Source organism: Streptomyces sp. YS415 (assembly GCF_023544665.1).
GTDB lineage: Bacteria > Actinomycetota > Actinomycetes > Streptomycetales > Streptomycetaceae > Streptomyces.
Genome location: NZ_JAMJFL010000007.1, coordinates 139,118 through 162,382, shown reverse-complemented (window position 1 = coordinate 162,382; position 23,265 = coordinate 139,118). Strand labels below are relative to the sequence as shown.

General features: G+C 72.8%; 21 protein-coding genes. 12 read left to right on the top strand and 9 right to left on the bottom strand.

Features of this window, described 5'->3' with window-relative positions:
• Positions 1 to 12: 12 nt before the first annotated feature.
• On the bottom strand, positions 13 to 195 hold the full coding sequence (locus M8H82_RS11400) for a hypothetical protein (protein ID WP_250072828.1): 183 nt from the start codon (positions 193 to 195) through the stop codon (positions 13 to 15).
• Positions 192 to 605, bottom strand: a complete 414-nt coding sequence (locus M8H82_RS11395) for a hypothetical protein (RefSeq protein WP_250072826.1) — start codon at positions 603 to 605, stop codon at positions 192 to 194. The genes M8H82_RS11400 and M8H82_RS11395 overlap by 4 nt, the downstream gene beginning before the upstream one ends.
• Positions 606 to 1,112: 507 nt before the next feature.
• Here M8H82_RS11395 and M8H82_RS11390 point away from each other — a divergent pair.
• The 3 genes from M8H82_RS11390 to M8H82_RS11380 all read left to right on the top strand — a co-directional run bounded on the left by M8H82_RS11390 (position 1,113) and on the right by M8H82_RS11380 (position 4,262).
• Positions 1,113 to 2,168, top strand: coding sequence for a polyprenyl synthetase family protein (locus M8H82_RS11390; protein WP_250072824.1), 1,056 nt, complete (start codon positions 1,113 to 1,115; stop codon positions 2,166 to 2,168).
• 133 nt (positions 2,169 to 2,301) lie between these two features.
• Positions 2,302 to 3,072, top strand: a complete 771-nt coding sequence (locus M8H82_RS11385; RefSeq protein WP_250073073.1) for an isoprenyl transferase — start codon at positions 2,302 to 2,304, stop codon at positions 3,070 to 3,072.
• Between the two features lie 116 nt (positions 3,073 to 3,188).
• The gene (locus M8H82_RS11380; protein ID WP_250072820.1) at positions 3,189 to 4,262 is read left to right on the top strand and encodes an acetylserotonin O-methyltransferase; all 1,074 of its coding nucleotides are present in this window, start codon (positions 3,189 to 3,191) and stop codon (positions 4,260 to 4,262) included.
• A gap of 55 nt (positions 4,263 to 4,317) precedes the next feature.
• On the opposite strand, the gene M8H82_RS11375 is transcribed toward M8H82_RS11380, so the two are convergent.
• The 5 genes from M8H82_RS11375 to M8H82_RS11355 all read right to left on the bottom strand — a co-directional run bounded on the left by M8H82_RS11375 (position 4,318) and on the right by M8H82_RS11355 (position 12,798).
• Positions 4,318 to 5,133: an AfsR/SARP family transcriptional regulator gene (locus M8H82_RS11375; protein ID WP_250072819.1), complete on the bottom strand. Its 816-nt coding sequence runs from the start codon at positions 5,131 to 5,133 to the stop codon at positions 4,318 to 4,320.
• A gap of 498 nt (positions 5,134 to 5,631) precedes the next feature.
• Positions 5,632 to 7,599: a BTAD domain-containing putative transcriptional regulator gene (locus M8H82_RS11370; protein WP_250072817.1), complete on the bottom strand. Its 1,968-nt coding sequence runs from the start codon at positions 7,597 to 7,599 to the stop codon at positions 5,632 to 5,634.
• Positions 7,600 to 7,747: 148 nt separating this feature from the next.
• A complete protein-coding gene (locus tag M8H82_RS11365; RefSeq protein WP_250072816.1) occupies positions 7,748 to 8,599 on the bottom strand; it encodes a LuxR family transcriptional regulator in 852 nt (283 codons plus the stop codon).
• 138 nt (positions 8,600 to 8,737) lie between these two features.
• Positions 8,738 to 8,962 (bottom strand): tautomerase family protein, encoded by a 225-nt coding sequence (locus M8H82_RS11360; protein ID WP_250072815.1) that lies wholly within the window; start codon positions 8,960 to 8,962, stop codon positions 8,738 to 8,740.
• Positions 8,962 to 12,798: an amino acid adenylation domain-containing protein gene (locus tag M8H82_RS11355; protein WP_250072814.1), complete on the bottom strand. Its 3,837-nt coding sequence runs from the start codon at positions 12,796 to 12,798 to the stop codon at positions 8,962 to 8,964. The genes M8H82_RS11360 and M8H82_RS11355 overlap by 1 nt, the downstream gene beginning before the upstream one ends.
• A gap of 233 nt (positions 12,799 to 13,031) precedes the next feature.
• Between M8H82_RS11355 and M8H82_RS11350 the strand changes: the two genes are divergently transcribed.
• The 5 genes from M8H82_RS11350 to M8H82_RS11330 all read left to right on the top strand — a co-directional run bounded on the left by M8H82_RS11350 (position 13,032) and on the right by M8H82_RS11330 (position 18,680).
• Positions 13,032 to 14,006 carry a cysteine synthase family protein gene (locus M8H82_RS11350; protein WP_250072813.1) on the top strand — a complete coding sequence of 325 codons (975 nt, stop codon included), beginning with the start codon at positions 13,032 to 13,034 and terminating at the stop codon, positions 14,004 to 14,006.
• A gap of 106 nt (positions 14,007 to 14,112) precedes the next feature.
• Positions 14,113 to 15,411, top strand: a complete 1,299-nt coding sequence (locus tag M8H82_RS11345) for an ATP-grasp domain-containing protein (protein ID WP_250072812.1) — start codon at positions 14,113 to 14,115, stop codon at positions 15,409 to 15,411.
• The gene (locus tag M8H82_RS11340) at positions 15,408 to 16,721 is read left to right on the top strand and encodes an acetyl-CoA carboxylase biotin carboxylase subunit family protein (RefSeq protein ID WP_250072811.1); all 1,314 of its coding nucleotides are present in this window, start codon (positions 15,408 to 15,410) and stop codon (positions 16,719 to 16,721) included. The genes M8H82_RS11345 and M8H82_RS11340 overlap by 4 nt, the downstream gene beginning before the upstream one ends.
• Positions 16,721 to 17,986: an MFS transporter gene (locus tag M8H82_RS11335; protein ID WP_250072810.1), complete on the top strand. Its 1,266-nt coding sequence runs from the start codon at positions 16,721 to 16,723 to the stop codon at positions 17,984 to 17,986. Before M8H82_RS11340 ends, M8H82_RS11335 begins: the two co-directional genes overlap by 1 nt.
• A gap of 10 nt (positions 17,987 to 17,996) precedes the next feature.
• Complete coding sequence (locus M8H82_RS11330; protein ID WP_250072808.1) at positions 17,997 to 18,680, top strand: TRM11 family methyltransferase; 684 nt, start codon at positions 17,997 to 17,999, stop codon at positions 18,678 to 18,680.
• A 3-nt stretch (positions 18,681 to 18,683) separates the two neighbouring features.
• On the opposite strand, the gene sigJ is transcribed toward M8H82_RS11330, so the two are convergent.
• Positions 18,684 to 19,640: an RNA polymerase sigma factor SigJ gene (gene sigJ, locus M8H82_RS11325; RefSeq protein WP_250072806.1), complete on the bottom strand. Its 957-nt coding sequence runs from the start codon at positions 19,638 to 19,640 to the stop codon at positions 18,684 to 18,686.
• A 153-nt stretch (positions 19,641 to 19,793) separates the two neighbouring features.
• On the opposite strand from sigJ, the gene wrbA reads away from it, so the two are divergent.
• The 3 genes from wrbA to M8H82_RS11310 all read left to right on the top strand — a co-directional run bounded on the left by wrbA (position 19,794) and on the right by M8H82_RS11310 (position 21,968).
• Complete coding sequence (gene wrbA, locus M8H82_RS11320) at positions 19,794 to 20,408, top strand: NAD(P)H:quinone oxidoreductase (protein WP_250072804.1); 615 nt, start codon at positions 19,794 to 19,796, stop codon at positions 20,406 to 20,408.
• A gap of 149 nt (positions 20,409 to 20,557) precedes the next feature.
• Positions 20,558 to 21,478 carry a zinc-binding dehydrogenase gene (locus M8H82_RS11315; RefSeq protein ID WP_250072803.1) on the top strand — a complete coding sequence of 307 codons (921 nt, stop codon included), beginning with the start codon at positions 20,558 to 20,560 and terminating at the stop codon, positions 21,476 to 21,478.
• A gap of 16 nt (positions 21,479 to 21,494) precedes the next feature.
• Positions 21,495 to 21,968, top strand: a complete 474-nt coding sequence (locus M8H82_RS11310) for an SRPBCC family protein (RefSeq protein ID WP_250072802.1) — start codon at positions 21,495 to 21,497, stop codon at positions 21,966 to 21,968.
• Between the two features lie 13 nt (positions 21,969 to 21,981).
• Here M8H82_RS11310 and M8H82_RS11305 read toward each other — a convergent pair whose 3' ends face one another.
• The gene (locus M8H82_RS11305) at positions 21,982 to 22,560 is read right to left on the bottom strand and encodes a hypothetical protein (RefSeq protein WP_250072801.1); all 579 of its coding nucleotides are present in this window, start codon (positions 22,558 to 22,560) and stop codon (positions 21,982 to 21,984) included.
• A gap of 192 nt (positions 22,561 to 22,752) precedes the next feature.
• Here M8H82_RS11305 and M8H82_RS11300 point away from each other — a divergent pair, with 192 nt between their 5' ends.
• Complete coding sequence (locus M8H82_RS11300; RefSeq protein WP_250072800.1) at positions 22,753 to 23,154, top strand: SseB family protein; 402 nt, start codon at positions 22,753 to 22,755, stop codon at positions 23,152 to 23,154.
• The last annotated feature ends 111 nt before the right edge of the window (positions 23,155 to 23,265 follow it).

The window sequence follows — 23,265 nt, the reverse complement described above, 5'->3', positions numbered from 1 at the left end:
GCACGGCAGGATCTACTGCTGTCGCCGCAGGGCGATCTCCGTGAGTTCGTCGATGTCGAACTCGGAGCGGCCCGGTGAGCCGTAGCGGGTGATCTTGCCGCGGCTCACCCACTTGCGGATCGTCGCTTCGGACACCCCCGCGGCGAGCGCGGCCACCTTGGTGGGCACCAGCCGGTCGCGTGGCGGTTTCGTCATGCGCCGACAGCCTTCGGCCGCCGCTCCAGGAGCGGTCGCAGGGTGATCCACTCGTGCATCTCCCAGGTGTGCCCCGCCGAGCACCGGATGCTCGTCCGGTCACCGGCCGGCCGCGGCGACGTCGTGATCCGTCCGGCGCAGTCGGCCACCACGCACTCACGGGTGACCACCTGGGGCTCGCCGGGCTCCGGGTCGATCGTGCGCAGCAATTCCCGCCGCAGCGCGTCGATCTCGTCCGCGAGATCGGCCGCGGGCGGCTGCCCGGTGAGCCAGGTGAGGTGGCGCAGCAGGAAATGCGCGAGGTCCGGCACGGAGCGGGCGGGGGGAGCGCCGCCGAGTTCGTCGGTGACGTACTGGGCCCACGACTCCAGAACGGCGAGGACGGTGTGCCGGGCGTCGAGTGCGCTCATGTTCAGGCGGTCCCGGCTCCGGCTGCCCGAGACCCGGGTGTGATGCGGCCGCCGCGACGTGGGTAAGACGTGGTGCAGACTCTCCTGGTAGAGGCCGGGCAGCGCGCGCAGATCGGCTTCCAACTGCCGTACCCGCGAGGCACCGAGGGCCCTTTCGGTCGCCCCGCCTGGTTCCTGGAGAGAATTCTTCGGGCAGGCGTGAGAATCCATGCGAGTCCTTTCACAGGCGGGTTGTTCGTCGGCCGTCTTGAATGACGTGAACCGTCCCAGTGGATTGCACAGCCGTGGGCGAGGCGAAGGCTCGTGGGAAGAGCGGAAAGTCGCGGCTGAAGATCTCGAATTCGGCCCCGGGCGCACTGGGAGATTTCCACGGGGCGGTTCGGGGTGTCAACGTTCTGTATCCGCGGTCGATCGGCGCTAAAGGGAAACTCCAGATTCGTCCCGAGCGGCGCGCTCCGACGTCCCTCTCCACGAACTCTCGAACCTACAAAACCCCAGGAGACATCCGTGACTTCGGACATCAGCACCGGTACCGCCCAGGAGGCGGTCGCCCTCCGCGCGGACCTGCTCCGCCGGGTCGAGGACAGGCTGCGCTCCCTGCTCGACGCCGAGCGCGGCCGGTGGGCCGGGGTGCACGAGGGGACGGTCGTCCCCATCGACGCGCTGTCCGAGCTGATCGCGTCGGGCGGCAAGCGCATCCGGCCCGCCTTCTGCGTCACCGGGTACCTGGCCGCCGGCGGCGACCCCGGCCACCCCGGGATCGTGGCGGCCGGTGCCGCCCTGGAGATGCTGCACCTGTCCGCCCTCGTCCACGACGACGTCCTGGACGACTCCGGCACCCGGCGCGGCCTGCCCACCGTCCACACCACGTACACGCGGCTGCACGCCGGCCGCGGCTGGCAGGGGGAGGCACGCCGGTACGGCGAGGGGGTGGCCCTGCTCGTCGGCGACCTGGCACTCGTCTACAGCGACGAGCTGATGGCGCAGGCGCCGAGCCCGGCGCTCCCGGAGTGGCACCGGCTGCGCTCCGAGGTGATGATCGGCCAGTACATGGACGTGCACGCGGCGGCCGAGTTCTGCGCGGACGCCCGTACCTCCCGGCTGATCGCCCGGATCAAGTCCGGCCGCTACACCATCCACCGGCCCCTCGTGGTGGGCGCGAGCGCGGCGGGCCGCGGCGACCTGGCCGCTGCCTTCGAGGAATACGGCGAGGCCGTGGGCGAGGCGTTCCAGCTCCGGGACGACCTGCTCGACGCCTTCGGTGACACCGCGGCCACCGGCAAGCCCACCGGCCTGGACTTCACCCAGCACAAGATGACCCTGCTGCTCGGCTGGGCCATGCAGCGCGACGAGCACATCCACACCCTGATCACCGAACCGGGCCACACCCCCGGCGAAGTACGCCGCCGCCTGCTGGACACGGGCGTCCCGCGCGACGTCGAACGGCACATCGACGGCCTCGTCGAACGGGGCCGCAAGGCCATCGCCGACGCCCCCCTCGACGAGGTGTGGCGCACGGAACTGGCCGACATGGCCCGGCGCGTCGCCTACCGCACCTCCTGAGCCCGGCCCGGCCCGACCCCCTCCCCGCCCGGCCACCGCCGCCTGAACAGCGTCGATGGCTGAAGCTCCCCGACGGGGGATACGGTGGCCCCCATCGGCGGTTGGTGGGGACGAAGGGACATGGCACGTGGCCTTGAGGGCGCTTCGGTCGGCATTGGAAGCCCTGTACGTCAGGCGGCTGGCGCGCAAGCTGGAGGGCAAGCCACGACCACGGCATGTCGCCATCATGCTGGACGGCAACCGCCGTTGGGCCCGCGGTGCCGGGCACGACGACGTCCGTGAGGGCTACCGCGTGGGCGGCGCGAAGGTCGGCGACTTCCTGCGCTGGTGCGACGCCGCCGACATCGAGCACGTCACGCTGTGGATGCTGTCCGACGACAACCTGCACCGGCCGCCGGCCGAACTCGGGCCCCTGCTCGAGATCATCGAGGAGACCGTGGCGAGCATCTGCGCGGCCGACGAGGACTGGCGGATCGACGTCATCGGCGCGCTGGACCTGCTGCCGGGGGAGACCGCCCGGTCCCTGAAGGACGCCGTCGTGGGCACCACCGGCCGCGGCGGCCTCAAGGTCGACGTGGCGGTCGGCTACGGCGGGCGCCGCGAGATCATCGACGCGGTGCGCTCCGCCTTCGACAAGCACATCTCCGCCGGCGGCGACCCGCGCGAACTGGCCGAGAACTTCGATCTCCAGCACATCTCCGACAACCTCTACTCCCCGGCGGGCCCCGACACCGACTTCATCATCCGCACCTCCGGCGAGCAGCGGCTGTCCGGCTTCCTGCTCTGGCAGTCCGCCTACGCCGAGGTGCACTTCGTCGAGGTCCTGTGGCCGGCCTTCCGCGAAATAGACCTGCTGCGCGCGCTGCGTTCGTACGCCGTCCGGGACCGCCGCTACGGCAGGTGACCCGAGGCGGGGCCGCGCCACAGCACCGCTCTACCGGCGCTCCAGATCCGCTCCCGATACTCGGTAGCAGCACTGGAGCGGGGCCTGGCCCCACAGGTCGATCCGAGGGGATTGCTGTGTCCAACCCTGAAGCGGTACTGGCCCGGATGCGCGAGTACATGGTGGGACCGACCCGGTTCATGACCCTGTACGCCTGCTTCGAGCTCGGCCTCGTCGACGCCCTGCGCAAGGAGGGCGGCCTGAGCGCGGCGGAGCTCGGCGCGGCCACGGGCGTGAAGCCCGACGCCGTGGAACAGGTGCTGCTCCTGCTGGTGAAGGAGGGTTTCGTCGCCCGGGACGAGACCACCGGCGGCTACACCCTCGCCGCGCTCGCGGACGTGCCGGACGCCGACCTCCAGCGGGTCCTGACCTTCATGGGCATGATCAAGACGGGCATGATGCGGCAGCTGTACTACCTGCCCGAGTCCCTCTCGACCGGCAGTGCGGTCGGCCTCAAGGAGCTCTACGGCTTCGAGGGCACGATGTTCGAGGCGGCGGCCGTGGTCCCGGAGGTGCGCGCCGCGTGGGGGCCGCTGGCGCAGAACGAGACGGCCAGTGTCTATCCCTGGTTCTTCCGCAGCTTCGACGTGCCGGCCGGGGCGCGGGTCCTCGACGCGCGGGGCGGCAACGGCCTCGGGGCGGTGATGACCTGCCAGTCGAAGGGCTCGCCCGGCCTGCGGGTGACCACCTTCGACCAGCCCGCCCTGGAGGCCGCCTGCCTGCGGACCTTCGAGGAGCACGGGGTGGCGGAGCAGTGCTCGTTCGTGGGCGGTGACGTCCTGGAGTCCCTCCCGGGCGGCTACGACGTGGTGCTGCTCAAGCACTTCGTGGACATGTACGACAAGGACGAGGTCCTCACCATCCTCAGGAACGCCCACCGGGCGCTGGAGCCGGGCGGGCAGGTCGTCGTCCTCGCGCCGGTGTACCCGGAGGACATCACGGACCCCGGCGACCTCCAGGCGGACTTCTTCCCGGCCTACATCCTCGGTTGTGTGGTGGGGCGCGGTGGCCTGCAGAAGCTGTCCACGTACCGCGGCTGGCTGGAGGAGTGCGGGTTCGAGGTCACGAAGGTGACCGCCAAGGACCCCGCCGACATCCCGGCGGACGCCATCATCAACCGTGTGGTCATCTGCGCCGTGAAGCGGGACTGAGCGGGCCGACGCGTACCGCGGCCGGTGCCCGGGGCGCCGGCCGCGGCCTTGGCCGTCAGGCGGTGTAGAGATCGAACGTGGAGCTGCGGCGCGGTCCGGCGACGACGTCCAGCTGGGGGTCCACCACCAGCATCGCCTGGTGCAGCCGCTGCACCCGCGGGGACGGCTCCACGCCCAGGCCCTCGATCAGCCGGATGCGCAGCGTGCGGTAGACCTCCAGGGCCGACGCCTGCCGCCCCGAGCGGTACAGCGCCACCATGGCCTGCGAGTGCAGCCCTTCGTGCTGCGGGTAGCGGGCCGTCAACTCCGTCAGTTCCGGGATGAGTTCGGTGTGCCGGCCGAGCCGCAGGTCGGCGTCGATCCGCCGCTCGACGGTCCCCAGACGGCTCTCCTCCAGCCGCATGACCTCGATCCTCAGGACCGGCCCCACCCGTACGTCGACCAGCGCCGGCCCCCGCCACAGCGTGAGCGCCTGTCGGAAGCGGTCGGCGGCGACGGCGTCGTCGCCCGCCTCGAACGCCGAACGGCCCTCCGCGACCCGGCGCTCGTAGGCGTGCACGTCGACGCAGTCGGAGGGGATCGCCAGCACATAGCCGCCGTGCCGGGTGGCGAGCACCTCCTTGGCGGGCGTGTCGGGCCCCATGGCGCTGCCCAGGCGCCGGCGCAGCTGCAGGATGTACGTCTGTAAGGTCGCCAGCGCGCTCTGTGGTGGCTTGCTCCCCCACAGTTCCTCCATGAGCGTGGAGACGGGCACCACGCGTCCCGGATACAGGGCGAGCAGGGACAGCATCTGCCGGGGCTTGCCGGCCGTCGGCACGATCGACTTCCCGTCGATCTCGGCGCACAACGTGCCCAGGACCTGGAACTTCATCTTCTCCCCCGTACGTCGTCGAATCCTTCTCCGGTGGTTCGTCCCGTGACCGGAACGCGAGGCGCCTTCGACCCCGGCCCGGTGGAATGCCGACGCGAGGTCGCGTGCGTCGAGGGGGAGGGCAACCCCGGGCAGGGGAGCGGTCGCTCGGCAACGGTCGACGGGGCGGCGCCCGCACGGTGTCTGGCTTGGCCGGATCATTCCGGTGCGTACGCCGACCAGTGTTGTCCATGCGACTTGGGCCGGACTGTCGACCGGCTTGGCGCCGACTTGGCGTGGACTGGGCGCGGACCGGCGCGCGGGGGCGACCCGTGACCCTTCGGGCAAACCGCCCGAGCGGCCGACGAGGCACTTTCCCGGTGTTCCGGCGCTCCGGCCCGTCAGCGGGCGGATCGCGGGCCGGAGTGGAGCCCGCGCTGCCGCCGAGCCGGCCTCAAGGCGCGCCGGACTCCCGCTCGGATTCCCCGGACGGCAGGGGACGGGTGCGGGCAGGCCGAATCATGTCGCCGTGCGCGGCGGTACGGCCGCGGCCCGGATCCGGCGCAGCAGATGGGCCCGGCGCAGGCGTCCGATGCTCTGGTACAGCACCTCGGCGGTCAGGGCGTGGGTGAAGGAGTACCAGCCCAGCCGTTGCGGGTCCTCGCCGATCAGCCCGGCCGCCTCGAGCGCGTCGACGGCTTTCAGTGCCGCCTCGATCTCCAGCGAGGCGGCCTCCGCGACGACGTCGACGGCGAAGGCGCGGCCGGCGACGGAGGCGACCGACAGCAACTCCGCCGCGACGGGGCCCACTTGCGCGACGCGCGCCAGCACCACCTCACGGGCCGGAGCCGGCACCGCCGACGCCCGGACCCGTCCCTCCTCGCCGTCGCCGACCTTGATGAGCTCGCGCAGGTAGAACGGATTGCCGCCACTGCGGTACCGCAGCTCCTCGGCGGCGGCGCCGCCCACCTCCCGGCGGAGCATCGCGTTGACCAGGGCGCGGGTCTCCCCGGTGGTCAGGCCGGGCAGCTCCACCTGGGTCATCTCCGCGCGGGCCAGCGCGGCCGAGGTCTCGGCCATGGCCGCCGCCTCGTCGGAGCGGTAGGCCACCGCCACCAGCAGACGGCTGGTGCGCACCGACTCGGCGAGGTGGGCCAGCAGCCGCAGTGAGCCGGGGTCGGCGCGGTGGAGGTGATCGAGCACGATCACCAGTGGCCGGGCGTGCGAGGCCCCGGTCAGGTAGTGCACGATCGCTTCGAACCGCCGCAAGGTGGCCAGGTCCGCGTCGGCGCCGTCCGGCGGCTGCGGCGTCCGCCCGTCGAGCACCTCCGCCACGGGAGCCGGGACCGGGCGGCGCGGAAGGTGCGTGCCCGCCGTCCCCAGCACCTGCTGCCAGGGCCACAGCGGCGGAGTGGGCACGTGCCCGGGACAGGCGCCCCACAACACCGGCGCGGTGGTGCCCCGTTGGGCGAAGCGCCGGAGCAGCGCGGTCTTCCCGACACCCGGTTCACCGGACACCGTCACCACCTGCCCGCGTCCGCGCGCGGCCTCGGCGCACACCGAGGCCAGGTGCCGCAGCGCCTCCTCACGACCGACGAAGATCTCCTCGTCCGTCTCCGACACGGGTCGCGGCCGCGGCGCGGGGACCCTGGCCGCTGCCGGGGGCCTGCGCGGCGCTGCCGGGGCCGGGGCCGGGGCCGGGGCGGCGGGCGGCGGGCGCCAGTCCAGTGCCGGGGCGTGGCTGAGGATCTCGCGTTCGAGGTGCTGCAGCGCCGGCCGCGGATCGATGCCCAGCTCGTCGCCCAGCCGGCGCTGGTTGGTCCGCAGCACGGCCAGGGCGTCGGCCTGCCGGCCGGCCCGGTACAGCGCCAGGCTCAGCAGCTCACAGCCGTACTCGCGCAGGGGATGGGCCTGCATGAAGGCCTCCAGCTCGGCGACCGCGACCTCGTGGGCCCCCACCGCCAGCAGCGCGGCGCAGCGGCCCTCGACGGCCGACAGCCGTAACTCCCCGAGCCGCGCCACCTCGGCCGCCACATGGACGGAGTGCGACACCTCCGTGTAGGCCTCGCCGCGCCACAGGGCCAGCGCGGCCTCGAACTCGCTCAACGCCTCCTGCGGGTCGCCCCGGTTCCAGGCCTGCCAGCCCGCCTTGGCGCGCCGCTCGAAGAGGTGGACGTCCACCTCGACGACGTGAGCGTCGAGCAGATAGCCGCGGTCGTTGGTGTGCAGGACCCGCGTCGGGGTGCGCGGCGCCCGGCCCGGTTCCAGCGCCCTGCGCAGATTGGCGACGTAGGACTGCAGGGACGTCATCGCGGACGGCGGCGGGCTGCCGGCCCACAGGGCTTCCAGCATCACGTCCACCGGTACCGGCTGGCCGAGGCGGCTGACGAGCAGAGCGACCAACTTGCGCTGTTTCGGCGCCCCGAGGTCCACCGGCCGTCCGGCGACCGTTGCTTCCAATGGGCCCAGCGCTCGGAATTCAGCCAAAGGGGGTGCAATTCCATGCATTTTGGTTGGTTGCGCTTCGGTCCATCGGATGAATTCCGAGGGGGCGTCGAATGATGTCGCGAATAATTCCACGTCGGCCATGTCAGGCTTGAGTATGTTAATCGAACAGTTCGGTGTCAAGGTCGGGTTACGAAGTGGTGCGGGGCGTACACCCATTTCCTGAGCCGATAATCTCGCCGTGCGCCATCCGGTACCCGAGTTGAAAGCGGTGCTGGGCGCCGTACTGCTCGCGCAGGGACGCGATGTGTCCTTGCACGGACCGCAGGCTCATGCCGAGGCGGCGCGCGATCGCCTTGTCGGAACGGCCCTCCACCAGCAGCGCCTTGATGGCCTGGCGGACGTCGGGTACGACCTCGCGCGCCGCGTCCGCCGCCCGCACCGGGCGGAAGGGGAACCGCTCGGCCCGCACCCAGGCCTTCTCGAACACTCCCCGCAGGAACGCGGCGACGGCGCCGTCCCGGATCAGGGCCGCGCTGTGGGGGTGTTCGCCGCCGGGTATGAAGGCGGTCTCGCCGTCGATCAGGATCAGCCGGTCGAAGAACTCCGGGAGGGTGCGCACCGCCACGTCGCCCTGGGCCATGACCTGCTGCACGTATTTCTTCGTGGGCTCGGAGAAGCGGGCGCTGTGCTGGAAGAGCGTCCGCAGCGCGACTCCGCGGGCCAGCGGGTCGCGGACCGCCGCGTGCAGCAGGTCCAGCGCGGCTCCGGGGCCGGGTTCGTCCGGCTGGGCCGTGAGGATCTCCCGCTTCGCCCGCAACAGGGCGTCGCCGATCGTGTCCTGGACGGTCTCCGGGCCGTCGATGTACCGGATGCGGCCGGAGGCCCCGGTGGCGGCGCCCTCCACCAGCAGCAGGTGGCCCGCGGTCTCGGTGGCGTACCGCTCGAGGCTGCCGAGCGTGTCGGCGATCCGCAGCAGGGACTCCAGCGGTGTCCCGGCGGGGGACAGGGCGTCCCGGGTCTGCCCGCTGCCCGCGCTCATGACGTCATCCCTTCCCCCGTCTCCCCGCACCCCGGCGGTTGCCGTCCCCCCAGATCCTTGGTGAACGCCCCTGGACGGCGCAACCGATCAGGCGCTCACCCCAGTGATCCTGGCTCGAAACTCTAGAACCGGCGTGGCTCAGTAGCCCGGCTCCTTCGCCAACTGCCCACCCCGGCGCGCGATTTCAGGTTGGTAGACCTGTGCGTCCCAGTCCTCCGGCGGTACCGGGACCAGGGCGATGGAGACCACCCGCTCCTCGACCCCGAACGCCTCCTGCACGGCGGCTGTCAGCTGCTCCACGAGGCGGAACCGCTGCTCGGCGGTGAGGGCCGCCGGGAAGTGCTGAATGGTCACGTGAGGCATCAGGCTGTCCTTGTCCATGGGGTCACGGGTCGTGGGGTGGCGCGCCGCAGCGCCTTGACCAGTTCGTCGACGCCCGGCTCGCGCAGCGCCCCGTAGTGGTCGGTCTCCAGCTGCACGAGGGTGGGCGGGGCCGCCGTGAGCCCCGATGAGCGTTCCAGGAAGGAGGGTTCGTCGTCACCGGCCCGGAACACCGTGACGGGCGCCGCCACCCGTCGTGCGGCCGGGTCCTGCGTGAAGCCGTACGTACGCCGGACCACGGCGATCACACGGCGGACCAACCCGCTGTCCAGCTGCGGGAACCGCCGCTCGACGTACCGGGCGAAGCTCTCCTCGTCCCCGCACTCGCGCAGGCACTCCTCGACGGCCGGGCCGCGGGCCGTGCCGGCGAAGACGGAGAAGAGGAGGGTGGTGAAGACGGGATCGGCGAAGTCGGCCACCGGCGAGGGCCGTGGACCGCCGGCCAGCCGCGGCGATCCGGGGGCGAGCAGCATCACCTGCTCCACCTGGTGCCCGGCCTGCTCCAGCTGCCATGCCGCCTCGAACGCGACCCGCGCACCGAAGGAGTAGCCCCACAGCGTGTAGGGGCCGCGCGGCTGGACGGCCCGCAGGGCCGCGACATCGGCGGCCGCCATCTCCTCGACGGACGCCAACGGCGACTCGCCCTCGTTGACGCCGTGCGCCTGGACCCCGTAGACCGGCCGCCCGCCGGGCGCGCGGGCCGCGAGCAGCCGCAGGTTTATGGTGACCCCGCCGAGCCCCGGCCAGCAGAACACCGGCGGCCCGCTGCCCTCGGACCGCAGCGGAGTGATCCGGGAGGCAGGCGCCGCGGCTCGCGCGCTCACCGCCTCGGCCAGCCTCGCCACCGTGGGCGCCTCGAACAGGACCTGGAGCGGCAGGGCGCAGCCGAAGGTCTCATTGATCCGCTTCACCAGGCCGACCGCGATCAGCGAGTTCCCGCCGAGCCCGAAGAAGTCGTCGTGTACGGAGACGAAGTCCCGCTGCAGGGCCGTCCGCCACAGATCCCCGAGCCGTGCCTCGACCCGGTTGCGCGGCTCCACCACGGGACGGGCCCGGGCCGCCGTCCGGTCGACGTAGGCTTCGAGGGCCTTGGTGTCGAGCTTGCCGTTCGGGGTGTGCGGCAGCGCGGGCAGCACCAGGATCCGGCTGGGGAGCATGTACTCGGGCAGGGACGCGACCAGATCGTCCCCGATCAGCTCCTCCGGGCCCTTCATGTGCACCTGGTCCTCGTGCATGCCCTCGTGGCGGAGCTGTTCGTCGCTGACGGTGCCGCCGACGCAGAAGTAGCAGGGTCCGGTGGGGCGTCGGGCCGTCCGCAGGATCGCCGTCATGCGTCGGGCGGCGGGCAGGTCGTCGCCGCTGCGGGAGCTGTACCCGGCGGGCATGAAACCCAGGTTGACGTCGTTCGTCATCAGGCGCTGCAGTTCGCGGCCCAGGTCCAGGTAGCCCTGCCGCTCCCGGCCCTGTTCGGCGGCCCGGCCGACCAGGGTGATGCCGAAGCCGGAGCGGTCGTAGGCGGCCTGGTTGATGGCGATCACATGCCGCTTGAGCACCAACGCGTCGCTGACCCGGCGCAGTTCGCCGTCCCGGTACAGGTACTGCCCGCTCGCCGGCCCGGCCTCACTGCCCGGAGGGAACTGCACGTAGAGGTCGATCGCGCGGTGCCCGGGTTCCGCCGTCCACGGCACCAGCTCGAAGGAGCCCAGGGCGATGTCGTCCTTGGCGCAGCCCAGCAGGCGGGGCAGGCCGGTGTCGTACGGGGCCTCGGCGAGGGCCAGCCCATGCGCGGGCAGCACCTCGTCGAACAGGCCGGCCATGTGCCCGGCCTCCATCTCCAGGACCTCCTGGATGTTCTTCTTGTACACCGGCTCGATCGCCGACCTGCGCCCGACGAAGTGCACCCGGTGCCGGGCCTCCGCCGCCTCCTCGGTACGGCGGATCAGCACCAGCTCGTGCCGGACCGGGTGGTAGTAGTAGTGGCCCGGCGCCACGCCCTCGACGCCGCTGAGCTCCAGGTAGAGCTGCACCGCGTACAGGGATCCCGGGGAGGCGTACGCGTACTTCGGCAGCAGCCGCTCCTCGCTGAGGTGCTGCCCGAAGTTGCGCAGGATCGCGCCGAGTTCGGACAGGCTCAGCTCCTCGGGGCGGCGCGATCCGGCTCCCGGGGTGCGCCGGGCGATCGCCGACAGCAGGTCCGAGACCTTCAGCGGGCCGCCCTCGTAGAAGCGGTAGGTCTTGCGGGCGAAGGCCCGGCGCCGTGCCTCGGGGGCTGCGGTGGCGCCGGGCAGGCGCACGGAGGGGCGGCCGCGCAGATCGGCCGCGTCCCGGACGCCCGGGTCGGACAGCTGGGTCCTGACCTGGAGCCGGGAAGCCTTCGACACATGGTGCTCCCCGAACTCGCCCTGGTCCATCAACGCCGCCTCGCGCGGGCTGAGTTCGACGCACGCCACGAGGTGCTGGGCCCGGGTGCGCGGGTCGGTGCGCAGCAGGACGGCGGCGTTGCGCACCCAGTCGTGCGCCTCGACGGCCAGGCGTATCTCGTCCAGCTCGATGCGGAAGCCGCGCAGTTTGACCTGGTTGTCGACGCGGCCCGCGAACTGGGCAGTGCCGTCGGGGTTCCAGCGGGCCAGATCGCCGGTCCGGTACAGCCGTTCCCGGCCGTCGGGGGTCGTGAAGCGCTCGGCGGTGAGCTCCGGCCGGTGCAGATAACCGCGCGCCACCTGCACGCCGCTGATGTGCAGTTCACCCGTCTCGCCCGGCGCCACGGGACAGCCGTCGGCGTCCAGGATGTGATAGCGCAGGCCCGTCACCGGCCTGCCGATCGGCAGCATCTCCGGGCCCTCGTCGAGGGTGGCGGGGTCGACGAGGTGGGCCGAGGTGTTGATGGTGCACTCGGTCGGGCCGTACAGGTTGACCAGCGCGGTGTCCGGCAGGGCCCGCGTCAGCCTCTTCGCGAGCGCCCGGGACAGGGCCTCGCCGCCGCTGAAGAGGTGGGTGAGCGACGTGCAGCGGTCGAGTCCGTCCGTGTCGGCGAGGGCCTGAAGAAGGGTGGGCACACACTGGAGGGCGGTCACCTCGTGCCGGACGACGGCCTCGACGATGCGCTGCGGATCCCGGTGGATGCCGCCGGACCCGACCACGACCCGGCTCCCGCAGGCGGCGGCGAGCAGCTCCCACTGCGCGGCGTCGAAACTGATCGGGGTCTTGTGCAGCACGGTCGCGCCGGCGCCGAGCGCGAACGTGTCGGCCAGCCAGCGCATCTGATGGGCCAGGGAGCGGTGCTCGATCGCCACGCCCTTCGGCTTCCCGGTGCTGCCGGAGGTGTAGATGACATACGCCAGGTCCCCGGGCCGCGGCCCCTCCGGCAGCTCCGCCGGGTCCGCGCCGGAGCGGCGCTTCCTGAACTCCACGACGTCGTCCAGGGTGATGACGACGGCGTCGCAGGCGAGGACGTCCGCGAGCCGGCCGCGCAGGTGGTCCTGGGTGATGACGACGGTCGTCCGGGCGTCCCGCGTGACATGGCGGATGCGTTCCTCGGGATAGCCGGGCGAGAGCGGGAGGTAGGCCCCGCCCGACCGCAGCACCCCCCAGGCGCCGATCACCAGGTCCAGCGAGGGGTCGACGAAGAGCCCCACGCAGTCGTCCGCGGCGATGCCGAGATGGTGCAGATATCGCGCCACGTCGTCGGCCTGGTCGGCCAGTTCGCGGAAGGTGAGCGACTCGCCCTCGTGCACCACGGCGATGTCCCCCGGACGGGCCCGGGCCCGAGCGCTCAGCAGGTCAGGCAGGCATGCGCCGACGTCGTCCTGGCTCTTCATCAACGTACCCCCGTACTCGGACGGCTCTTCGACCTCCGGCACGAACGTACGTATCCGCGCCAGGACCGACGGCGCGCGCGACCCCCGCAGTCGATGCAGTGCGGCAACCCGAACCATGGGCCGCGTGGCCGCGCGCACCCGGAGCGCCGGATTCTGGGCCAGCATGTGCTCGCGGAGGGGGCCGCCCGAAACCCCCGGCAGGTGTATCGAGCAGAGCCGATCCGGAGGGGCCCGTGACCGACTTGTCGACCGGCAGCGTCGTCAGCTCACTCGAGGAACTCGTGGGCAACACCCCGATGCTGCGGCTGAGACTGGCCGGGCTTCCCGACGACGCCCATGTGCTGGCCAAGCTGGAGGCGGCGAATCCGCTGTCCAGCAGCAAGGACCGGGCCGCACTGTTCATGCTGCGCGCCGCCGAGCGGGCGGGCACCCTGCGCCCCGGCGGGACGATCATCGAGTCCACCTCCGGCAACACCGGCATCGCGCTGGCGGCGCTGGCCGCCGCCCGCGGCTACGGCTGCCGCATCGTGCTGCCCGACAACGCCTCCCAAGAGCGCCTGCTGACCCTGCGCATGCTGGGCGCCGCCGTCGAACTCACCGACCACACCCTCGGCTTCGCCGGCTGCGTGCAACGCGCCGAGGAACTGCACGCCGAGACCCCCGGCTCCTGGTACGCGGCGCAGCACGCGAACGCCGACAACGTCCGGGCCCACTACGAGACGACGGGCCCGGAGATCTGGCGGGACAGCGGCGGCCGCGTCGACCACCTGGTGTGCGCCGTCGGGACCGGCGGCACCCTGACCGGCGTCGCCCGCCGGCTGCGCGAGCACAACCCGCGGCTCCACGTCGTGGCCGTCGAGCCCGCCGGCTCGCCCCTGCTGTCCGGCGGAGCGCCGGGACCCCACCGCATCCCCGGTCTGAACGGCGGATTCACCAGTCCCGTCACCGACGTCACGCTCATCGACGAGGTGATCGCCGTCACCGACGAGGACGCCGCGGCCACCACCCGCGCCCTCGCGGCAGGCACCGGACTGCTCGTCGGCGTCTCCTCCGGCGCCGCCGCACACGGCTGCCTGGAACTCGCGCGCCGGTACGACCTCTCGGGCGCCACCGTCGTGACCGTCTTCCCGGACACCGGGGAGCGCTACCTCAGCTGGTGGCCCGAGGCGCAGGACGTGACCGAGGCGTCGGACGCCCCGGCGTCCTGAGCGGCGCGCGGCGCGTGCGCACCTCACAGTTCGCCGCGCTGTCTCGTCGGACTGACAGGCGCACGGACGCCCAGCCCCGCCCACCGGAACGGAGCCCGACCGACCCATGACTCCCGAGCGTTCACTGCTTCTCGTCGGCGCCACGGACGAAACCGTCGCCAAGGCCAAGGAGCTGGGCCTCAACGTCCTGCTGCTGCAGCACCCCACCAAGGTCAACACCGAACAGCGGCGCCTCGCCGACCACCTGGAGGTCCTCGACTACACCCGCTGGGACCTGGTGGAACCGGTCGCCAGGCGGCTCCGCGACACCCCCGGCTTCACCGCCGCCGTCTCGATCACCGAGCCGGGCCTGGAGAACGCGGCCCGCGTCAACGACCTGTTCGGTCTCGGCGGCACCGGCTACGACGTCACCCGGCGCTTCCGCGACAAGGCCGTCATGCGCGCCCACCTGGCCGACGCCCCGGACGCCGTGCACGCCCGGCCCCTGCGCGAGCGCGCCGACCTGGACGCCTTCGGTGAGCGCCACGGCTACCCCTTCATCGTCAAGCCGACCGACGCCACCGCGAGCATCGGCGTCCACCGCCTCGACGGCCCCGCCGACGCCGACCGCGTCTGGGCCGGGGTGCGCCGGCTGGCGGGCACCAGGACGGACCGGGTCTCGACGCTGATGCTGCTCCAGGACTTCCTGATGGAGGAGTACCTCGACGGCCCCGAGTACAGCGTGGAGTCCTTCAGCTCCGGGGGCCGCCATGTGGTCATCGCCGTCACCGAGAAGTTCACCGACCCCGGGCACTTCGCCGAACTGGGGCACGCGGTGCCCGCCCGGCTCGGTACGGCGGCCGAGGAGCGGGTACGGGCGGCCGTCGTCGCCTTCCTGGACCGGCTCGGCATCAAGGACGGCGTCTGCCACACCGAGCTCCGGGTCGGCGCCCGCGGGCCCCGGGTCGTCGAGAGCCACAACCGGATCGCCGGTGACGCCATCACCGACCTGGTGCACAGCGTCTACGGCATCGACACCGTCAAGCTCGCCCTCGGGGCCCCCTTCGGCCTGGCCGAGGCGCTTCCCGACCGGCCGCAGGCGCGCGGCGGAGCCGCCGTGCGGTCGGTGACCGGGCGGCCCGGCGACCTCGTGGAGTCCGTCGACGGCGTGGCGGAGGCGCGCGCCCTCGCCGATGTGCTCGCGGTGCGCATCAGCGCCCGGCCGGGGGACACGGTACGGCCCCTGCGGGACAACTGGGACCGCCTCGGCCTGGTCGCCGTCACCGGCAAGGACACCACCGCGGCGATCCGGCGCGGCGCCGAACTCGTCGGGACGGTGCTGAAGGTACGGCTGAAGGACCCCGACGGACGGCCCCGACTGGCCCAGGCGGCCCCGGTGGGCGACGGGACGGTGACGCGGTCATGAGCGTGCTCGTCCTGCACCGCAATCCTCTCGCCGCGTTCCCCTACCGCCGGTGGCTGAGCGGCGACGCGCCCGGCCTCGACGACCGCACGCCGTACCCCGGCGACCTCGTCGTCCTCGCCGCCCGCGACAAGATCGAGTCGGCCGGCGAACAGCTCCCCGGCCCCCTCGACCACGACTTCACCCACCTCGACCTCTTCGGCACCCTCGACGACGAGACCGTGCCCGCCCGCGCGCTCGCCCTCGCCGAGCGGCACCGGATCACGCACGTCATCGCCCACCACGAGGCGGACGTCGCCCTGGCCGCACGGCTGCGCGAGCGCCTCGGGCTCGACGGCCCCCGGAGCGCGGACATCCGGCCGTTCCGCGACAAGGCCCTCATGAAGAAGCTGGCCCGGCAGGCCGGTATCGAGGTCGCCCCGCACACCGTGCCGGGCAGCGCCCAGGAGGCCCGCGACTTCGCCGCCCGGCACGGCTTCCCGGTGGTCCTCAAGCACCGCGAGGGCTACAACTCCATCGGCCTGCGCATCGTCGCCGACCCGGACGAGCTGGAAGCGCGGCTCGCGGACGCCTACCGGGACGGGCCGCGGGACGACCTGCTGATCGAGGCGTACGTGCCCGGCCGGATGTGCCATGTCGACGGGCTGGTGGTGGACGGCCGTACGGTGGCCGCCTGGCCCTCGCAGTACCAGTACGACCTGGCCTCGTTCGGCGTCGATGCCGGCCCCCGCGTCGACCTGACCCTGGACGTGGCCGACCCGCTCACGCCCCGGCTGCTGACGCTGGTCGAGCGGACCCTTGCCGCGCTGAAGCCGGAGGGCTCCCGCCTGCGCACGCACGCCTTCCACGCGGAGGTCTTCCACACGCCCGACGACCGGCTGGTGCTGTGCGAGATCGCGGGCCGGTCCGGCGGCGCCAAGATCCGGGAGGTCTTCGAGATCCTCTTCGGGATCCAGCTCGCCGTGCAGGTGACCCGTGCCGAGGCGGGGCTCCCGCTGCCCGCGGTCGAGGGCGCCGTGGACGAGCGGGGCCTGCTGCGGCCGCGCTGCATGGCGGGGCAGGTGCTCACGATGAAGCGGCCCGGGCTGGTGCGCTCGCTGCCCTCCGTGCCGGACGAGGAATGGGTGCGCGGCTTCTGGCTCTTCGCCGAGGAAGGACAGGTCATTCCCCCGGCCGGCGGCTCCGCTGACTTCCTCACGGCGACGGTGGGTTCGGCCCCGACCCGCGCCGAGTGCGAGCGCAGGCTGCGGGCGCTGGGCGCCCGGATCGTCGCCGAGACGAAGATCGTGCCGGTGGGCGGGGAGGAGGCGTGATGCGGCGGTACCTGTCGTCCGTCCGCTTCAAGTACATGGCGGGCATGGTCGTCGACGCGACCGGCAGCGGCATGTACCTGCCGCTGTCGCTGCTGTACTTCCACCATGTCACCGGTCTGCCGCTCACCGAGGTCGGCGCCATTGTGACGGCCGCCTCGGTGATCGGCCTGATCAGCAATCCCGTCGCCGGCGTGCTCATCGACCGCTTCAGCGCCCGCACCGTGCTGGTGGGCGGATACGTACTGCGGGCCTCGGCCTTCTGCATGTATCCCTTTGTCGACAACGGTCTGGCCATGTTCGCGGTCGTGCTGCCGGTCGCCCTCGGCGACACCTCCTACCCGCCGGCCATCCAGTCCTTCGTGGCGGAGATCGTGCGGGGCGCCGAGCGGGACAAGCTGCTCGCCCTGCAACGCAGCCTGCGCAACGCGGGGATGGGCCTCGGCGGCCTCCTCGCGGGCGCGGCCCTCGCGCTCGACGACTCCGGGTTCTACGTCGTCGTCCTCGGCGCCGCCGCGGGCTATCTCCTCGCGGCCGGGCTGATGAGCACGATCCGTCCCCAGGCCCCGGCCCGGCCGGCGGGCGCCCGGGTCTCGCGCAAGGGCGGCTACCGGATGGTGGCCCGCAACCGTCCCTTCCTGGGCCTGACCCTGCTGAACATCCCGACGGCCTTCGCGTACATGGTGCTGTCCGTGGCGCTGCCGGTGTACCTCACCAGTGAACTCGACGCGCCCGTCTCACTGGTGGGCATCGTGTACGCGGTCAACACGGTGGGGATCGCCGTGCTGCAGATCCCGGTCACCCGGCTCCTGATCGGGTACCGCAGAACCCGCGCGGTGGCACTCGGCGCGGGCATCTTCGGGCTGTCCTTCGTCACCTTCGCGGTGCTCGGCGGGCTGTCCACCGGGGCGGCACTGATCGCCGGAGTGTTCGCCGCGACCGCCCTGTTCACCGCGGGCGAGCTGCTGCACGGCGCCACGGCATCCGCGCTGGTCGCCCAGACCGCGCCGGAGGACACCCGGGGCCGCCACCTCGCCGTCTACCAGCTGTCCTGGGCGGTGCCCATCGCGCTCGCGCCGACCGTGCTCACCGCCCTGCTCTCCCTGTCGGCCACCGGCATGTGGCTCCTGCTCGCCGCGGGCGTGGCGGGCTCCGCGATGGGCGTCCTGCGCCTCGAACGCCGGCTGCCGCAGGCCGCGGTGCACCCGCTGCCGCCCGGGCCCGGACCGGCCGTACCCGAAACCCGCCCCACCGGAAAGGCTGCGTGACCCCATGGGGATGTCCAGTTGGCGTGTGCTCGGCGAGGAGGACCCGGAGTTCGCCCAGGAGGAGGTCGCCGGACAGAGCGGGCTGGTCAGCCAACTACGCCCGCTGATCACCGAGTTGACCGAGCCCGGCGATCTCGTCTTCGATCCCTTCGCCGGCTGGGGCACCACCCTCGTGGCCTGCGCCGCCGAGGGGCGGCTCGGGGTCGGCACCGAGATCAACCCGGACCGCGCCGAGGAGGCGCGACGACGCGTCGCCCGCTGGCCGGACCAGCGCATGCTCTGCGGCGACGCCCGCAAGCCGCCGCTCGACCCCGGCAGCGTGGACCTCGTCCTGTGCGACCTGCCGTACTTCGGCACCGCCCTCGACCTGGACGACCCCGACCCGGGCCAGATGTACGCGCTGCGCGACTACGACGCCTATCTGGCGGCGCTCGACGAGGCCTTCGCGGCCGTCGCGGGGGTGATGCGGCCGGGCGCCTACGCCGTCGTCGCCGTCCAGAACCGGCGGATCGGTGACCGGTTCGTCCCGCTGGCCTGGGACGCCGCCCGCGTGCTCGGCCGCCATCTGACCCTCGGGGACGAGCGCGTCCACCTCTACGACTGGCCGGTCAAGGACGACGACGACCCGATGCGCACCAACCGCTCGCACGAGTACCTGCTCATGGCCCAGAAAGGCGGCGACCCGGCTCGGTGAAGGTCAACTCTCCCGCCACAGGCGGAGCTTGTCGGGGTTGAGCACCGACCAGATCTGCCTGATCCGGTCGTCGGCGACGTCGAACGCCAGCACCGACACCGGCACCCCGTCCACCTCGGCGACCAGGCCGGGCTGCCCGTTGACGGTGCTCTCGGCAAGCCTCAGATCCGGCACCGCGTCCATCCGCCCGGCGAAGAACGCCGCGATCTGCCCGGCCCCCTCGATGGGGCGCAGCACCGCCTGGACGAGCCCGCCGCCGTCGCCGGTCGCGGTGGCGTCTGGGGCCAGCAGCCCGATCAGGGCGTCGATGTCCTTGGCCTCCCAGGCCGCCTTGAAGGCCCGCACCATGTCGGCGCGCCGGGCCGCCGGCGCCGCGGCGGACTGCGAGGCGCGGATACGACGGCGCGCCGACGAGGCCAGCTGCCGGCACGCCGGCTCGCTGCGGCCGACGATCGCGGCCACCTCGGCGAAGGAGTACCGGAAGACGTCGTGCAGGATGAACGCCACGCGCTCGGCCGGGGTCATCAGCTCCAGCACGACCAGGAACGCCATGTTGATCGACTCGTCCAGGGTGACCCGGTCGGCCGGGTCGACCGCACCGCCGCCGCCCCACCGCCCGCTGACCCACTGCGTGTCCGCGGGCAGCGGCTCCGGCACCCACTCACCGACGTAGCGCTCCCGCCTGGCTCGGGCCGAGCCGAGCAGGTCCAGACAGATACGGCTGGCGACGGTCGTCAGCCAGGCGCCGGGCGACTCGACGGCCTCCCGCTCCCGCGCGGACATGGCGTACCAGCGGGTGTACGTCTCCTGGACGACGTCCTCGCCCTCGGTGAGCGAGCCGAGCAGCCGGTAGGTGAGACCGAGCAGCTGCCGCCGCTCGCTCATGATCGCGCTCAGGCCCGGATCGTCGGGCCGGATGTGCTCGGGTCCGGACGCGTCGGTCCCGGATGCGTTGTTCATGGTGTCGCCGACTCCCTCGGTCGCTCCGCCCCCGTTCGGTCCGACGACACAGGGCCCTGGAGTGTGAGGCGGTCGCCCGCCTCACATTTCGCGGGGCTGCGTCGTCGTACCGGATGAACGGAACACTAGCCAGGTGACCAAGGAAGGCAACCGATGTCGGAATCCGTGAATGTCTCGATCATCTACTACAGCGCCACGGGCAACGTGCACGCGCTGGCTCAGGCGGCGGTCGAGGGTGCGGAGAAGGCCGGCGCGCAGGTGCGCCTGCGCAAGGTCGCGGAGACGACTCCGCAGGAGGTGATCAACCTCAGGCAGGAGTGGGTCCAGCACCTCGAGGACACCGCCGATGTCCCCCAGGCCGGCCACGACGACCTGGAGTGGGCCGACGTGGTGCTCTTCGGCACCCCCACTCGCTTCGGCAACCCGGCCAGCCAGCTCAGGGCGTTCATGGAGACGACCGGGCCCCTGTGGTTCCAGGGCAAGCTCGCGGGCAAGGTGTACTCGGCCTTCACCGCCTCCAACACCGCCCACGGCGGCCAGGAGTCCACCCTTCTCGCCCTGGGCAACACCTTCTACCACTGGGGCGGCATCATCGTGCCCCCCGGCTACACCGACCCGATCCAGTTCCAGTCCGGCAACCCCTACGGCACCTCCCACGTGGCCGGTGCCGGCGCGCCGGGCGACGTCCAGCTGCAGGCCGCCCGGCACCAGGCCCGCCGTAGCGTGGAGGTCGCGGCGGCACTGAAGGCGGGGCGCGCGGCGGCCTAGGCGGCGGGGCGCCCCGGTCGGGCGAGGCAACCGGGGCGCCCCGTCCGGCCACTGGCAGGCAGACGCGTACTGACGTGCCCGACTTCCCCCGCCCGACGGCCCGTTCGATCATGATGGCGGTAATGCGTCGTGAAGATACGGGAGTTGCCATGTCCGTCCGTGCTCTGGTCGTCGACCCCTCCGCCCCCTGGGCCGTTCGCCTCGGTGAGGTGCCCGAGCCGGTAGCCGGGCCGGGGCAGGTGCTGGTGGACGTCTCCCATGTCTCGCTCAACTACGGGGACCTCAACGACGCCCGCTCCGGGCGCGTCCCCGAGGGCGCGGTGCTGGGGTCGGACGCCGCCGGGGTGGTGGCCGTGGCCGCCGCCGACGGGAGCGGTCCCGCGGCCGGTGCCCGGGTCGTGGCGATGACACCGGGCGCGTTCGCACAGCGCGTCGCCGTCGATGTGGCCGCGCTCGCCGTGGTGCCCGGCACCCTGGACCCGGCCCGGGCGGTCGGGTTGCCGGTGGCCGGGATCGCCGCCCTGCGCTCGCTGCGGGCGGCGGGACTCGGGCCGGACAAGCGGGTGCTGGTCACCGGGGCCTCGGGCGGGGTCGGCCGGTTCGCCGTCCAGCTCGCGGCACGGGCCGGCGCCCACGTCATCGCCTCGGTGGGCTCGGCGGCCCGGGGCGCCGGGCTGGCCGAGGCCGGCGCGGACGAGGTGCTGGTCGGTCTCGACGGACTCGACCGGCCCGTGGACATCGTCATCGACAGCGTCGGCGGCCCGCAGCTGGTCGCCGCCTGGAACCTGCTCGCCCCGCGCGGCAGCCTGCAGAGCGTCGGCTGGACCTCGGGGGAACCCGCCGTGTTCCCGCCGTACGCGACCGTCGGCCCGGCGAAGTCGCTCACCTCCTTCGTGAACGAGGGTGCCGCGGGCGCCGATCTGACCGAGCTCACGGAGCTGGCCGCGCAGGGCGCGCTGGGCGTCGAGATCGGCTGGCAGGGCTCCTGGGAGCGCTTCACCGAGGCCGCCGAGGAACTGCGGGGGCGGCGGATCCGGGGCAAGGCGGTGCTGGAGGTGGCCCGCGCCTGAGCGCTAGGTTCGGGTCATGCACACCACACGGGTCTCCCGGCATGTGAACGCACCGCGCGCTGAGGTGTACCGGGCGCTCCTGGACGCGGACGCGGTCGGCCGCTGGCGGGTGCCGGACGGGATGACGGCGCGCGTCCATGTCTTCGAGGCCCGGGTGGGGGGCGGGTTCCGGGTCTCGCTTACCTATGACGTGCCGACCGGGGCCGGGAAGACGGCGGCGGACACCGACACCTACCACGGGCACTTCGCCGAGCTGGTGCCCGACGAGCGGGTGGTGGAGGTGCTCGAGTTCGAGGCCCCGGATCCCGCGCTGCGCGGCACGATGACGATGACCACGACGCTCAGCGACGCGGACGACGGCGGCACGGACGTCCTCGTGGTGCACGAGGGGTTGCCCGACGCGGTGCCCGCCGCGGAGAACGAGACGGGCACGCGGATGGCCCTGGCCAGGCTGGCCGGGCTGGTGGAGGGCGGTCGGGGCTCCCGGTGAGGGCCCCTCCCGCTCAGCGGGCGCCGGTCCAGTTGTGGGCGACGTCCAGGACGATCCGGTCGGTCAGCACCTGCACCCGGAACGGCAGCCGCGCGCGAACCCCGAGCCCGACGAGCGTCTCCCCTTCGAAACTGCCGGCGAACCGTGTGTCCCGGAAGGTGCGGTAGCCGGCGATGTCGACCCCCGGCAGGGGCCTGCTCACCCGGCCCGGATAGGTGGGGGCGCCGGTCTCGGGGTCGTAGGCGGGCGCGGCCACCCTGACCTCCAGGACGGCACCTCCGGCGACGGGTATGTGACGGCCCGAGCCGTCCTGGTACAGCCGGTCGACATACCGGACCGAGTAGCCGAGCCCGGCCGTGCCCGCGCCCGGCAGATCGACGACCATGCGGTCGTAGCAGGCGTGACGGCCGGTGCGGATGTTCTCGACCGGTGTCGCGGTGGAGGTGGACCGGACCTTGGCGATGCTGCCCCAGCCGGTCGGGCAGACGGTGGACTGCGCGGTGGCGGCCGAGGCGGTGGCGGCGGGCAGCGCCGGCACTCCCAGGGCGGCGACGGCGGCGAGTGTGACCCAGGTTGTTCTGCTTCTTCGCATTGCGTCCCCCGACGGGTGCGTGGTTGTGGTATCAGAGGAGACAACCGACTTGCGGGAATGGTTGCGGTACATCACGAAAGAACTCGCGCGGCTTTCCGGCACGGGCCGCCCCTTGCGTCCCGGCCGATGAATGCTCCCTTCCGGATCGGGTACGCGGCCCCCACGACCGCCGCCGCTACCAGGGGATTCGTCATGGAGACACCCGCCGACCGCTACACCGCCACCCCGGCCCGTCAGGCGCTCGACGCCCTGACCGCCAACCATGAGGACACCGCGGCGCTGGACACGCTCGCGGGCAGCGAGGTGCTGGTGCCCGTGCCGGACGACGCCAGTGAGGAGGACGCCTCCGACCCGGCCGCCGTCGCGTTGCCCGTGCTGGAGCAGCCGGACGGTGATCCCGTGGTGCCGGTGTTCACCTCGGAGCCCGCGATGGCCGAGCTGCTGCCGTTCGTCGGCCGCTACCGGCTGGTGCCGCTGGGCGCGCTCGCCGCGCAGTGGCCCGCCGACGACCTGTCCCTCACGATCGACGCCGGCTCCCCGCATCCCCTCACGCTGACCTCCGAGGGCGTCCGCACGCTGCTGGCCAGGTACTGAGCCGCGCGCCGGGGCGAGCCCGGCCACCAAGCGTCGGTGGGGGAGCGGCCGGGCCGTCCCGGCGATGCGCTCGCGCGGGACCGAGTGGCACCGACTCCGCTCGGTCCGCGC

Excerpts from the sequence above, each read along its gene's own strand:
- M8H82_RS11345 (WP_250072812.1), top strand. The coding sequence starts at position 14,113 with ATGACTCCCGAGCGTTCACTGCTTCTCGTCGGCGCCACGGACGAAACC.
- M8H82_RS11305 (WP_250072801.1), bottom strand. The coding sequence starts at position 22,560 with ATGCGAAGAAGCAGAACAACCTGGGTCACACTCGCCGCCGTCGCCGCC.
- M8H82_RS11360 (WP_250072815.1), bottom strand. The coding sequence starts at position 8,962 with ATGCCTCACGTGACCATTCAGCACTTCCCGGCGGCCCTCACCGCCGAG.
- wrbA (WP_250072804.1), top strand. The coding sequence starts at position 19,794 with ATGTCGGAATCCGTGAATGTCTCGATCATCTACTACAGCGCCACGGGC.
- sigJ (WP_250072806.1), bottom strand. The coding sequence starts at position 19,640 with ATGAACAACGCATCCGGGACCGACGCGTCCGGACCCGAGCACATCCGG.
- M8H82_RS11300 (WP_250072800.1), top strand. The coding sequence starts at position 22,753 with ATGGAGACACCCGCCGACCGCTACACCGCCACCCCGGCCCGTCAGGCG.
- M8H82_RS11395 (WP_250072826.1), bottom strand. The coding sequence starts at position 605 with ATGAGCGCACTCGACGCCCGGCACACCGTCCTCGCCGTTCTGGAGTCG.
- M8H82_RS11365 (WP_250072816.1), bottom strand. The coding sequence starts at position 8,599 with ATGAGCGCGGGCAGCGGGCAGACCCGGGACGCCCTGTCCCCCGCCGGG.
- M8H82_RS11315 (WP_250072803.1), top strand. The coding sequence starts at position 20,558 with ATGTCCGTCCGTGCTCTGGTCGTCGACCCCTCCGCCCCCTGGGCCGTT.
- M8H82_RS11335 (WP_250072810.1), top strand. The coding sequence starts at position 16,721 with ATGCGGCGGTACCTGTCGTCCGTCCGCTTCAAGTACATGGCGGGCATG.
- M8H82_RS11375 (WP_250072819.1), bottom strand. The coding sequence starts at position 5,133 with ATGAAGTTCCAGGTCCTGGGCACGTTGTGCGCCGAGATCGACGGGAAG.
- M8H82_RS11310 (WP_250072802.1), top strand. The coding sequence starts at position 21,495 with ATGCACACCACACGGGTCTCCCGGCATGTGAACGCACCGCGCGCTGAG.
- M8H82_RS11355 (WP_250072814.1), bottom strand. The coding sequence starts at position 12,798 with ATGAAGAGCCAGGACGACGTCGGCGCATGCCTGCCTGACCTGCTGAGC.
- M8H82_RS11400 (WP_250072828.1), bottom strand. The coding sequence starts at position 195 with ATGACGAAACCGCCACGCGACCGGCTGGTGCCCACCAAGGTGGCCGCG.
- M8H82_RS11340 (WP_250072811.1), top strand. The coding sequence starts at position 15,408 with ATGAGCGTGCTCGTCCTGCACCGCAATCCTCTCGCCGCGTTCCCCTAC.
- M8H82_RS11330 (WP_250072808.1), top strand. The coding sequence starts at position 17,997 with ATGTCCAGTTGGCGTGTGCTCGGCGAGGAGGACCCGGAGTTCGCCCAG.